We start from the raw sequence: 12,752 nt of genomic DNA, 5'->3' as shown, positions 1-12,752 counted from the left end.
AGGCCTCAGACCCGCGCCGCTGTCACCGCCGCCGAGCCCCAGGTGGTTCTCCAGCGACGCTTGACGCCGTGCAGGCCAAACCACGCCAACACACCGAGGCTGGCGAACAACCACAGCGCCAGTTGATAACTGCCGGTGCTTTGCTTGATCGCGCCCATGCCGGCCGCCAGAGCGAAGCCGCCGATACCGCCGGCCATGCCGATCAGCCCGGTCATCACGCCGATCTCCAGACGAAAGCGCTGCGGCACCAGTTGAAAAACCGCACCGTTGCCGGCGCCCAGGCCGAGCATGGTGCAGACGAAAAGCGCCAGCGCGGCGTAGGAACTTGGCAGATTGAAGCCGACGGCGGCGATGCAGATGGCAGCAACGGTATACATCGCCAGCAAGGTGCGGATGCCACCGAAGCGATCGGCCAGCGCGCCACCCAATGGCCGCATCAGGCTGCCACCGAACACGCAGGCAGCGGTGTAATAGCCGGCGGTCACCGGGCTCAGACCGTATTGATCGTTGAAGTAACCGGGCAGGGCGCTGGCCAGGCCGATGAAGCCGCCGAAGGTGACGCTGTAGAAAAACATGAACCACCAGCTGTCGCGATCACCGAGGGCCTTGAAGTAGTCGGCCATGGCTTTCGGTTTTGGCCGCTGTGGAGCGTTTTTCGCCAGCCAGGCAAACAGCACCAGAGTCAGGACCAGCGGGATCAGGGCGAAACCGAAAACATTGCTCCAGCCGAAAGCAGCGGCAATCACGGGCGCGAGCAGTGCGGCGAACACAGTGCCGGAGTTGCCGGCGCCAGCGATGCCCATGGCTTTGCCCTGATGCTCTGGCGGGTACCACTGCGAGGCCAAGGGCAGGGCCACGGCGAACGACGCGCCGGCCATGCCGAGGAACAGGCCGAGGATCAGCGCTTGTTCATAACTGTGGATACCCAGTTTCCACGCGCCGAACAGTGCGCAGATGACAATGACCTGACCGATCAGCCCGGCTGTCTTCGGCGACAGGCGATCGGCGAGCATGCCCATGGCAAAGCGCAATACCGCACCAGCGAGAATCGGCGTGGCGACGACGAGGCCCCGTTGCTGGGTGGTCAGGTGCAGATCGGCGGCAATCTGCACCGCCAGCGGGCCGAGCAGGTACCAGACCATGAAGCTCAGGTCGAAATACAGGAAGGCCGCGAACAGGGTCGGGGTATGGCCGGATTTCCAGAAGCTTGAATTCATCGCGCACCTCGGCTGAAAAGAGTCTCGAAAGGAGTCATGCACAGCAGGTGGAGCGCCTCACGGCCGCACCACCGGCCCCGCTCTGTGGGGCCAAAACGCAAAAACGCCGCTACCTGATTCGCCGGGGGCGAACGGGGTGAGCGACGTCTTTGTCGTAGGTGGGGCAACCGCCGTTGGTTACCTGTGCGGTTTACATAGCGAGATTTGTGCCAACAGCTGAAAAGCAAAAGCCCCTCACCCTAGCCCTCTCCCAGAGGGAGAGGGGACTGACCGAGGTGTCTGACGTCAAACATCGACCTGAACGACCGAGTCGATTATGGATTCACTGCAGAAATCACTGGTTGGCGTACTTCGAGAGCATCCCCCGATCGGTCCCCTCTCCCTCCGGGAGAGGGCTAGGGTGAGGGGGGCTTTTGATTTTTCAGCACAAGGGTCAGCCCAGCAACTCGCTCATGGCGATGATCTGCTCTGCCACTTGAATCAGCTTCTGCTGGCGGCTCATGGCCTGGCGGCGCATCAGGGTGTAGGCGTCTTCTTCATTGCAGTCCTTCATCTTCATCAGCAAACCCTTGGCCAGTTCGATGCGCTTGCGCTCGGCCAGTTGCTGGTCGCGGGCCTGCAATTGCGCGCGCAAGGCCTGGTCGCTCTCGAAACGCGCCATCGCTACATCGAGAATCGGCTGCAAGCGCTGTGCGTGAATGCCTTCGACGATGTAGGCGCTGACTCCGGACTTGATCGCCTGACGCATTACCCCCGGATCATGTTCGTCGGTGAACATCACGATCGGCCGTGGCTGATCTCGGCTGACCAGCACCACTTGCTCCATGACATCGCGGCTCGGTGACTCGGTATCGATCAGGATCACGTCCGGGCGCACCGTTTCGACGCGTGCCGGAAGGTCGATGGTCAGCCCTGATTCGTCGATTACTTCGAAGCCAGCCTCGGTCAGCGCCGCTTTCAGGCGGCCGACTTTTTTCGCGGTGTCGTTGATCAGCAGAATGCGCAACATGTTCGCGGTCTCCTGTCAGCGCTGGGCGAGAAGGGCGGCGGTGTCGTTCAGGGCGTGCAGTTTGAAACTGCGCGCATAGCCCGCCGGATCGCTGCCGTCCCAGACCTTGCCGTCGAGCAACTGGCTGCTGCGCAGGTCTGCGTGCGAAGCCGCAATACCCACAGCGCTGGCCGCCTCGCGGTACAAATCCAGACGCTGAACCTGGCGGGCGACGGCCAGATAATCCGGATCCTCACGCAGAAGACCCCAGCGGCGGAACTGGGTCATGAACCACATGCCGTCGGAAAGGTAGGGCAGATTGACCTCGCCATTGCCATGAAAACGCAGCGCGTGCGGATCCTGCCAGCGATTGCCGAGGCCGTCGGCGTAGTCGCCCATAAAGCGCGGTTCGATGCACGCGGCCGGGGTGTTGAGATATTCGCCAGCGCTGAGCAGTTGCGCGGTGCTGCGCCGGTTCTCCGGGCTTTCTTCGATGAAGCGACTGGCCTCAAGAATGGCCATGACCAGCGCCCGCGCGGTGTTGGGGTATTGCCCGACGAATTCACGGGTGCAGCCGAGGACTTTTTCCGGGTGGTCGGGCCAGATGCTCTGGCTGGTGGCTAAAGTGAAACCCAGATCCTGCTGCACCGCGCTGGCTGCCCACGGTTCGCCGACGCAAAAACCGTCGATTCGCCCGGCTTGCAGGTGCGCGACCATTTGCGGTGGCGGCACCACCACGCTGTCGACATCCTGCAACGGGTGAATGCCCTGGCTCGCCAGCCAGTAATAAAGCCACATCGCGTGGGTGCCGGTGGGGAAGGTCTGGGCGAAGGTCAGTTTTGCGCGGCTTTGGTGCACATGCCGATCCAGCGCTTCAGGACTGTTCACGCCAGCCTGCTGTAGACCATGCGAGAGGTTGAGACTCTGGCCATTCTGGTTCAGGCCCATCAGCACTGCCATGTCGGTCGGGGCGATGCCACCGATGCCACCGATGCCCAGGTGCACCGCATAAATCAGCCCGTACAGGCTGTGCGCGGCATCCAGTTCGCCGCTGACCAGTTTGTCGCGCAGGTTGGCCCATGACGCCTGCCGCTTGAGGTTCAGCGTCAGCCCGTAGGGCTGGGCAAAACCCTGGGTGGCGGCGACTACCACCGAGGCGCAGTCGCTCAGCGCCATGAAGCCGAGATTGATCGCGCTTTTTTCCGGCGCATCGCTGCCATTGACCCAGGCCAGAGGCCCCAAGGACGTTTCGTTCATACGCTACCTCAAAAAAAACGTCGTCGCGGATTCTGCGCAGGCAAACCCGGGGACGACGCCATTGTCCTGGCCTGCGCGCCGTCATTGGTCGGCAGACTGATAGGCAGGGCGGTGCAAGGCATATGCCAGGCGCCTGATTTGTCCAGGCGCCTCGCGCCGGGGGACGATGCCCGGCTATAATCGCCGCCTCTTTTCGCCGCCCGAGTCATTGCCGCCCATGTACACCCTGGCCCGTCAGATGTTGTTCAAACTTTCCCCGGAAACCTCCCACGATCTGTCGCTGGATCTGATCGGCGCGGGTGGGCGTTTGGGCCTCAACGGCATGCTGTGCAAGGCGCCGGCGAAGATGCCGGTGACGGTCATGGGCCTCGAGTTCCCGAATCCGGTGGGGCTGGCGGCAGGTCTGGACAAGAACGGCGCGGCCATCGATGGCTTTGCGCAACTGGGTTTCGGTTTTGTCGAAATCGGCACCGTGACCCCGCGTCCGCAGCCGGGCAATCCGAAACCACGGATCTTCCGCCTGCCGGAAGCCGAGGCGATCATCAACCGCATGGGCTTCAACAACCTTGGCGTGGATAACCTGCTGGCGCGGGTCGCGGCGGCGAAATACCAGGGCGTGCTGGGGATCAATATCGGCAAGAACTTCGACACCCCAGTCGAGCGTGCGGTCGACGATTACCTGATCTGCCTGGACAAGGTCTACGCCCACGCCAGTTACGTCACCGTCAACGTCAGCTCGCCGAACACCCCGGGCCTGCGCAGCCTGCAGTTCGGTGACTCGCTCAAGCAATTGCTCGCGGATCTGGCCACGCGCCGCGCCGAACTGGCCCTGCGTCACGGCAAGCATGTGCCACTGGCGATCAAGATCGCCCCGGACATGACCGACGAAGAAACCGCGCAGGTGGCCCAGGCGCTGATCGAAACCGGGATGGACGCGGTGATCGCGACCAACACCACCCTGAGCCGCGTCGGCGTCGAAGGCATGGAACATGGCGACGAGGCGGGCGGTCTGTCGGGTGCGCCGGTGCGTGAGAAGAGCACCAACACGGTGAAGGTGCTGGCGGGCGAGTTGGCCGGGCGCTTGCCGATCATCGCTGCGGGCGGGATTACCGAGGGCAAACACGCGGCGGAGAAGATCACTGCCGGCGCGAGCCTGGTGCAGATCTATTCGGGCTTCATCTACAAAGGCCCGGCGCTGATTCGTGAATCGGTGGATGCGATCGCCGCACTGCGCAAATAACACCGGTCCCCGTCGGAGCTGCCGAAGGCTGCGATCTTTTGATCTTGATCTTGATCTTGATTTGAAAAGACAAGATCAAAAGATCGCAGCCTTCGGCAGCTCCTACAGGTTCTGTGTGCGGCACAAAATCTTCAGGCAATAAAAAGGGCTCCTCAAAGGAGCCCCTGGGCCGTAGCCCGCCGTCCGGGAGGGACGTGCGTGGTTAATTCAGTGCAGATTCAGATTGTCGTGTCGGAATAAATGCCCTGTGTCAGCCGACGGCGTGAAGTTCGTTGAGTCTGTGGATTCCCGCAGTGCCGGTCATACCGTCCCAGTTGTCGCCGCGTCCTTCTCGCCAGCCGTTGATCCAGGCTTGACGTACCGACGGTAGAGTAAATGGGCAAAGCTCACGGGATTTGCCACCAACGCCATATTGATATCCGCGCAAAAATGCTCTTTCCAACGGATCACGCTTAAGTCTTCTCATAGGGTGTTTCCCTCACTTGTTGACTGTAGTGTCGCGTTGACCTCAATTGAGGTCTGGCAGAAAAAACCTGCCATCGTGCGGCTCGCTGCCGGCGTGGCGAGCCAAGGTGTTGACGCCGTTGCGACGTCAACCTGTGCTCAGTTCTAACCAATGAGTCACATCGAGGGAATGATCGTTTTGTCATAAGCACGTAACTGAAAGGATGCTATGGCGATAAGTAACCGCTTATTTATTCAACGTTCATTGCGCAAACCCCGGTATGATCGGCGCCCCGCTGATTCAGCAGGTCGATCCTTAAGTGAGAATGACCCACGTTTGCGCTTGGGTACTATTCGACGAAGGGTCGCTTTCAGTCTTTTTGTTTCACCAACTTTTTTATCTGTCCCGGCATCTAAGCTCTTTTAACCCGAGCAGCGGGGATGGAACGGCACACCTTCGTGCCACGCGGGCGCTCTTTCAGAAAAGCGCCTGATTGAAAACCGGGTCGGCAATGCGTTGCCGGCCCACTAGCCAAAGGCTCTGGAATTACCATGTCCGATCGTTTCGAACTCTTCCTCACTTGCCCCAAAGGCCTTGAAGGCCTGCTCATCGAGGAAGCCGTCGGGCTTGGCCTTGAAGAAGCGCGCGAGCACACCTCTGCCGTGCGTGGCATGGCAACCATGGAAACCGCCTATCGCCTGTGCCTCTGGTCGCGCCTGGCCAACCGCGTGTTGCTGGTGCTCAAGCGTTTCCCGATGAAGGACGCCGAAGACCTCTACCACGGCGTGCTCGACATCGACTGGCAGGATCACATGCTCAGCGACGGCACCCTGGCCGTCGAATTCAGCGGCCACGGCTCGGGCATCGATAACACCCACTTCGGCGCGCTGAAAGTCAAAGACGCCATCGTCGACAAACTGCGCACCCCGCAGGGCGACCGTCCGTCGATCGACAAGCTCAACCCGGACCTGCGCATTCACCTGCGTCTGGATCGCGGCGAAGCGATTCTCTCCCTCGACCTCTCCGGCCACAGCCTGCACCAGCGCGGCTATCGCTTGCAGCAGGGCGCGGCGCCGCTGAAGGAAAACCTCGCCGCCGCCATCCTGATCCGTTCCGGCTGGCCGCGTATTGCCGCCGAGGGCGGTGCGCTGGCTGACCCGATGTGCGGTGTCGGTACGTTCCTCGTCGAAGCGGCGATGATCGCCGCCGACATGGCGCCGAACCTGCGTCGCGAGCAGTGGGGCTTTACCGCGTGGCTAGGTCACGTGCCGGCGCTGTGGAAAAAACTTCATGAAGAAGCCGTCGAGCGCGCCGCTGCCGGTCTGGCCAAGCCACCGCTGTGGATTCGCGGTTATGAAGCCGATCCACGGCTGATTCAGCCAGGCCGCAACAACGTTGAGCGCGCGGGCCTCAGCGAGTGGATCAAGATCTATCAGGGCGAAGTGGCGACCTTCGAGCCGCGCCCGGACCAGAACCAGAAAGGTCTGGTGATCTGCAACCCGCCGTACGGCGAGCGTCTCGGTGACGAAGCCAGCCTGCTGTATCTCTACCAGAATCTTGGCGAGCGTCTGCGTCAGGCCTGCCTGAACTGGGAAGCGGCGGTGTTCACCGGCGCCCCGGATCTGGGCAAGCGCATGGGCATCCGCAGCCACAAACAGTATTCGTTCTGGAACGGCGCGCTGCCGTGCAAGCTGTTGCTGATCAAGGTCTTGCCGGATCAGTTCGTCACTGGCGAACGCCGCACCCCGGAACAGCGTCAGGCCGAGCGCGAGCAAGCAGCTTACGACCAGACCCCGGACGAGCCGCAAGAGCGCAAGTTCAACAAGAACGGCAACCCGATCAAGCCGACGCCAGCTCCGGCGCCGGTGATCGAGCAACCGCGCTTGAGCGAAGGCGGGCAGATGTTCGCCAACCGTCTGCAAAAGAATCTCAAGGCGATGGGCAAGTGGGTCAAACGCGAAGGCATCGATTGCTACCGCGTTTACGATGCCGATATGCCGGAATACGCGATGGCCATCGACCTGTACCACGACTGGGTGCACGTCCAGGAATACGCCGCGCCGAAATCCATCGACCCGGAAAAAGCCTCGGCGCGTATGTTCGATGCGCTGGCGGCCATTCCGCAGGCGTTGAATGTCGACAAGAACCGCGTGGTGGTCAAACGCCGCGAGCGGCAGAGCGGCACCAAGCAGTACGAACGTCAGGCTGCCCAGGGCAAGTTCGTCGAGGTCAATGAAGGCGGCGTGAAGTTGCTGGTCAACCTCACTGACTACCTCGACACCGGCCTGTTCCTCGATCACCGGCCGATGCGCATGCGCATTCAGAAAGAGGCCGCCGGCAAGCGCTTCCTCAATCTGTTCTGCTACACCGCGACTGCCAGTGTGCACGCGGCCAAGGGCGGCGCGCGCAGCACTACCAGCGTCGATCTGTCGAAAACCTATCTGGACTGGGCCCGTCGCAACCTGTCGCTGAACGGTTTTTCGGACAAGAACCGCCTCGAGCAGGGCGACGTCATGGCGTGGCTGGAAAGCAGCCGCGACGAGTACGACCTGATCTTCATCGACCCGCCGACGTTCTCCAACTCCAAGCGCATGGAAGGCATCTTCGATGTGCAGCGCGATCAAGTGCAGTTGATCGACTTGGCGATGGCGCGTCTGGCACCGGTGGGCGTGCTGTATTTCTCCAACAACTTCCGCAAGTTCCAATTGGAAGAGAATCTCGCCGAGCGCTATGCGGTCGAGGAAATCAGCGCGCAGACCATTGATCCGGATTTCGCCCGCAATACCAAGATCCACCGCGCCTGGAAAATCACGGCTCGTTGACGCTTGACCCCCGTTGGATCCACAGAGCCTTGATTTTTAACGGCTCCGTGGATCCTGCGGTGCTGGCTAAATTAGTGGCTAATAGCTATAACTCACACACCGCCAATGGGGTTTTTCCCGGGAATCTGGCGGAGTGAGTTGTGCTTATGCCGTTGCACCCCGTGCGCCCGAAAATTCTCGGTTTTATCAGCGAAGACGTCTCAGCCTGGCTGGTCGCTTTGCTGGTATTGCTTGCCGGCGGGATTCTCACCGGGCTGCTCGCGTGGGGCACCCACAATCAGTTTCAGCAACAATCGCGTCAGCGCTTTCAACTGCTGGCCAATGAACGCTACAGCCGCATCGCCGAACGTTTTCAGGACCAGGAGCAACGTCTCGATGGCCTGCGCCGGTTTTTCACCAACTCCGAATCGGTGTCCCGCGCCGAATTCGACGGTTACTCCCGACCCTTGTTGCTACGCACCCAAGCCTATACCTACGCGCCGAGAGTCAGCGGTGCTGACCGGGCCGCGTTCGAACAGCAGGTGCGCGATGAAGGCCTGAGCAATTTCACCATTCGCGAACTGGACGCCAAGGGTGAGCTGCAATTGGCGACGCCGCGCGACGAATACGTGCCGGTGCTGTACACCCAGACCCAGAGCCGACTGGCGCCACCGTTGGGTTACGACTTGCTCGCCCAACCCTTGCGCCGCGAGACCCTGCAACGCGCCGATCAACTGGGCAGCATGGCGGTGTCAAAGCCGATGCATCTGGTGGGGATCGAGCCGTCGTACGCGCGTGGGGTGTTGTTGCTGGCGCCGGTCAGTCGCGCTGGAGAGGCGCAGCCGTTCGGCTATGTGATGGCGGTGATCAGCATGCGCCAGTTGCTCGCTGACGGTCTGCCGGATGCCCTGCACGATTACCTGTCGGTGCGCATTCTCGACTTGTCGACCCAGGGGCAGCACGAGGCGCTGTTCGAATCGACCAACGAGGCGGTGCCCGGCGATCTGGCGGCGACGCGATTGCTGCGCATGGCCGACCACGACTATCAGGTCGATATCCTGCCGAGCTACGCGTTCATGCAGGCCAATCATTCCTCTGTAGGCAGCGTGGTCATTCTGGGTGGCTTGCTCAGCGCGCTGCTCAGTGCCTTGCTATACGTGCTGGTCAGCCAGCGTCAGCGCGCGGTGCGTCTGGTCGAGGTGCGCACCCAGGAATTGCATGAGCGCGAGCAGGAACTGCGCGGCACCCATGGGCAGTTGCGCGGCGTGCTGAATGCCGCCACTCAGGTCGCGATCATCGCCACCGATCTGCGCGGTGTGATCAACACCTTCAACCCCGGCGCTGAACAGATGCTCGGCTACAGCAGCGCCGAAGTCGTTGGGCGGATGACCCTGGAAAACCTGCATTTGCCCCGGGAACTGGCGGCGCGTTCGGCCGAGTTGAGCGCGCGCTACGGCAAAAACATTCCGACCTGCCACGCGATGCTGGTCGAGGGCGGCGAAGTCGGCGGTCATGAAGCACGCGAATGGACGCTGGTGCGCAGCGATGGCAGTCATCTGCCGGTGAACATGCTCGCCACCCCGGTACTCGACGAGCAGGGCTTGTGGGTCGGGCATCTGGCAATCTGCATCGATATCACCGAGCGCAAGCGCGTGCACGAGGTGTTGGCAGCACGCGACACGTTGCTGAAGAAGCTCAGCGCCCATGTTCCCGGTGGCATCTACCAATTCAAGATGGAATTCGACGGGCGCTTCAGCGTGATCTACGCCAGCGATGGCATCCGTGAAATCTACGAGCTGGAGCCGGATGTGCTCTTGCTCGACTCCGAGGCGATCTTCAGCCGCATCCACCCGCAGGACGCGATTCGTGTGCGCAGCTCGATCCGCGAGTCGGCGGAAAATCTCAGCCCGTGGCGTGAGGAATACCGGGTGCAGTTGCCCGAGCGCGGCTTGCGCTGGGTGCGCGGTGAGGCGACACCGGAGGAGCTGCCGGGCGGCGGGGTGCTCTGGCACGGCTACATCTCGGACATTTCCGACCTCAAGCGCGTGGAAGAAGAATTGCGTGCGTTGTCGATCACCGATTCGCTGACCGGCATTCACAACCGCCGCTATTTCCAGGAGCGCCTGACCACCGAAATGGCTCGGGTCGAGCGGGGCGGCGGCGAGTTGTCGGTGATCATGCTCGACATCGACCATTTCAAACGCATCAACGATCACTACGGCCACGCCGTCGGCGACCGTGTGCTGCAAGCGGTGTGCGAGAGGATTGGCCATCGCCTGCGCCGCACCGACGTGTTCTGCCGCTTGGGCGGTGAAGAATTCATGGTGCTGTGCCCGGACATCGATGGCGAACACGCCTACATCCTGGCTATGGAATTGTGGGAAGGCCTGCGCAGCGCGCCGGTGGACGTGGTCGGCGTGGTCACCGCCAGCTTCGGCATCGCCAGCTGGCGCCCGGGGGAGGGCGCGGATGCGTTGCTCTTGCGTGCTGACTCAGGGGTTTATGCAGCGAAGCAGAATGGCCGGGATCGGGTTGAGCGGGAGATGAGCTGAATCACCTGACCTGTGGGACAGGTGGGCAGATGGGCCCTGGCGCTGATTTCCTGTGGGAGCGAGCCTGCTCGCGAAAGCGGTGTGTCAGTCACTGAACAAGCTGACTGAACCGACGCCTTCGCGAGCAGGCTCGCTCCCACAATTGAATCTGCCGCGCTTACAGGACCGAAGCGGTCTGCGGCAGTTTCGGCTGTTTGTACAGATCCAGCAGCACCTGATCGAGCACGGACGAAGCACCGAACGGCGCCTTGTCGTTGAGAATCGCCACCACCGCCCAGGTATTGCCGTTCACGTCACGGCTGAAACCGGCGATTGCGCGCACGGTGTTCAGAGTACCGGTCTTGACGTGGGCTTCGCCGCGCATCGCTGTGGTTTTCAGACGTTTGCGCATGGTGCCGTCGGTACCGGCAATCGGCAGCGAGCTGATGTATTCGGCGGCATACGGACTGTGCCAGGCGGCCTGCAGCATGTTGGCCATCTCACGTGCGCTGACTCGCTCGGCCCGCGACAGGCCGGAGCCGTTCTCCATCACCAGATGCGGCGCGGTAATGCCTTTCTTCGCCAGCCACTGACGCACCACGCGCTGCGCGGCCCGGGCGTCGTCACCGTCGGCGTCGTTGCGGAAACGCTGGCCAAGGCTGAGGAACAGCTGCTGAGCCATGGTGTTGTTACTGTATTTGTTGATGTCGCGGATGATCTCGGCCAGATCCGGCGAGTACGCGCGGGCAAGCAGTTTGGCGCTGCTTGGCGTTGGCGCCAGACGATCCTTGCCCTGGATGCTGCCGCCCAGTTCCTTCCAGATCGCGCGCACGGCGCCGGCGGTGTAGGTCGCGTGGTCGAGCAGCGAAAGGTAAGTCTGCGAGCTGCAGCCTTCACCCAACTGGCCGCCGACGGTAACGGTCACGCTGCCATCGGCCTGCGGCACCGGGTTGTAGCGCACGCCGCCGGTGCATTGCTTGGATGGCAGCGCCTTGACGGTGTTTTCGATGCGGATGCTGGCAATTGGCGGTTCTACCGAAATCAGCACGCGCCCACCGTCATTGCGCGCGACGAAGCGCAGGGCCTTGAGGTTGACCAGTAGCGAGTCGGGCTTGACCAGGAACGGCTTGTTGTCGTCGTTGCCGTCATCGTTGAATTCCGGCAGTTGCGGCTGCACGAAGAAATTGCGGTCGAGGATCAGATCGCCGGTGATCTGGGTCACGCCGTTGGCGCGCAGGTCGCGCATCAGCAGCCAGAGTTTTTCCATGTTCAGCTTCGGGTCACCGCCGCCCTTGAGGTAGAGGTTGCCGTTGAGGATGCCGCCGCTGAGGTCGCCATCGGTGTAGAACTCGGTTTTCCACTGATGGTTGGGGCCGAGCATTTCCAGCGCCGCGTAGGTGGTGACCAGTTTCATCGTCGAGGCCGGGTTGACCGACACATCGGCGTTGAACACGGTCGGCGTGCCCGGACCGTCGAGCGGCACCATCACCAGCGACAGCGCGGTGGGCTGCAGCTTGCTGGCCTTGAGGGCTTTTTCGACGTTCGGGGTGAGGGAAGTGTTGATGGTGGCAGCGGAAACGGGCAGGGCCAAAGGCAGAAGAAGGCCAGCGAGAAACAGTGGACGCAACGATTTGATCATATGCAATAAAACCCTGCAAAAGAGGGGGGAAAGACGAGGACATGGATGAAAAGGCCCTCAGTGGTCATGAAAGTGTCGGCATTATGCCCCAAGCTGTAACAGCTTGTGCCGTGTCAGGGCCAGCCAAGGGGTTATTTTTTTACAGGCGGTCGGCCGTAGCAGCCAGAGAGTCGGGCAATCGCCGGCTTAAACTGGTAAAGTGCCGGCCGTTATTACTTAAGAGGATTGTTCCAATGGCGACTAACCGTTCCCAGCGTCTGCGCAAAAAACTGTGCGTGGATGAATTTCAAGAGCTGGGTTTCGAACTGAACCTGGACTTCAAAGAAGACTTGTCCGAAGAAGCCATTGACGCTTTCCTCGAAGCATTCATCAAAGAAGCCATGGAAGCCAACGGTCTGGGTTATGTTGGCGGCGACGACTTCGGTCTGGTATGCCTGCAGAAGCGTGGCTCGGTCAACGAAGAGCAGCGCGCTGCCGTTGAAGCCTGGCTGAAAAACCGCTCCGAGCTGACCAAGTACGAAGTCAGCCCGCTGCTGGACGTGTGGTATCCGGAAAAGCCGATCAACGCGGCCAAGTGATACTGAAAAAACGGCGACCTTCGGGTCGCCGTTTTTTTTCGTCTGGGTTTGGGTGT

Annotated in this window: 9 protein-coding genes; 4 read left to right on the top strand and 5 right to left on the bottom strand. The window is 61.5% G+C overall.

Going from position 1 to position 12,752, the window contains the following annotated elements; translation table 11 throughout:
• Positions 1-5: 5 nt before the first annotated feature.
• The 3 genes from GXB78_RS07305 to GXB78_RS07295 form a co-directional block, all read right to left on the bottom strand.
• Positions 6-1,217: a nitrate/nitrite transporter gene (locus tag GXB78_RS07305; protein ID WP_041479125.1), complete on the bottom strand. Its 1,212-nt coding sequence runs from the start codon at positions 1,215-1,217 to the stop codon at positions 6-8.
• A 433-nt stretch (positions 1,218-1,650) separates the two neighbouring features.
• Entirely contained in the window at positions 1,651-2,226 is a 576-nt protein-coding gene (locus GXB78_RS07300; RefSeq protein ID WP_315447455.1) for an ANTAR domain-containing response regulator, read from the bottom strand.
• 15 nt (positions 2,227-2,241) lie between these two features.
• The gene (locus GXB78_RS07295) at positions 2,242-3,462 is read right to left on the bottom strand and encodes a CmpA/NrtA family ABC transporter substrate-binding protein (RefSeq protein WP_329514915.1); all 1,221 of its coding nucleotides are present in this window, start codon (positions 3,460-3,462) and stop codon (positions 2,242-2,244) included.
• Between the two features lie 217 nt (positions 3,463-3,679).
• Here GXB78_RS07295 and GXB78_RS07290 point away from each other — a divergent pair, with 217 nt between their 5' ends.
• Complete coding sequence (locus GXB78_RS07290) at positions 3,680-4,702, top strand: quinone-dependent dihydroorotate dehydrogenase (RefSeq protein WP_329514914.1); 1,023 nt, start codon at positions 3,680-3,682, stop codon at positions 4,700-4,702.
• Positions 4,703-4,952: 250 nt separating this feature from the next.
• On the opposite strand, the gene rmf is transcribed toward GXB78_RS07290, so the two are convergent.
• Positions 4,953-5,168 carry a ribosome modulation factor gene (gene rmf, locus GXB78_RS07285; RefSeq protein WP_003223300.1) on the bottom strand — a complete coding sequence of 72 codons (216 nt, stop codon included), beginning with the start codon at positions 5,166-5,168 and terminating at the stop codon, positions 4,953-4,955.
• A gap of 530 nt (positions 5,169-5,698) precedes the next feature.
• Between rmf and rlmKL the strand changes: the two genes are divergently transcribed.
• Together rlmKL and GXB78_RS07275 are read left to right on the top strand one after the other, a co-directional pair.
• Positions 5,699-7,969: a bifunctional 23S rRNA (guanine(2069)-N(7))-methyltransferase RlmK/23S rRNA (guanine(2445)-N(2))-methyltransferase RlmL gene (gene rlmKL, locus GXB78_RS07280; RefSeq protein WP_329514913.1), complete on the top strand. Its 2,271-nt coding sequence runs from the start codon at positions 5,699-5,701 to the stop codon at positions 7,967-7,969.
• A 146-nt stretch (positions 7,970-8,115) separates the two neighbouring features.
• Positions 8,116-10,500: a sensor domain-containing diguanylate cyclase gene (locus GXB78_RS07275; protein WP_329514912.1), complete on the top strand. Its 2,385-nt coding sequence runs from the start codon at positions 8,116-8,118 to the stop codon at positions 10,498-10,500.
• Positions 10,501-10,657: 157 nt separating this feature from the next.
• On the opposite strand, the gene dacB is transcribed toward GXB78_RS07275, so the two are convergent.
• Complete coding sequence (gene dacB / locus GXB78_RS07270) at positions 10,658-12,118, bottom strand: D-alanyl-D-alanine carboxypeptidase/D-alanyl-D-alanine endopeptidase (protein WP_039763007.1); 1,461 nt, start codon at positions 12,116-12,118, stop codon at positions 10,658-10,660.
• Between the two features lie 233 nt (positions 12,119-12,351).
• Here dacB and GXB78_RS07265 point away from each other — a divergent pair, with 233 nt between their 5' ends.
• On the top strand, positions 12,352-12,696 hold the full coding sequence (locus tag GXB78_RS07265) for a YggL family protein (RefSeq protein WP_016773843.1): 345 nt from the start codon (positions 12,352-12,354) through the stop codon (positions 12,694-12,696).
• Positions 12,697-12,752 lie beyond the last annotated feature (56 nt).

Source organism: Pseudomonas moraviensis subsp. stanleyae, from assembly GCF_036283065.1.
Classification (GTDB): domain Bacteria; phylum Pseudomonadota; class Gammaproteobacteria; order Pseudomonadales; family Pseudomonadaceae; genus Aquipseudomonas; species Aquipseudomonas stanleyae.
The sequence above is the reverse complement of the archived record's forward strand: the minus strand, read 5'-3'. Positions and strand labels throughout refer to the sequence as shown.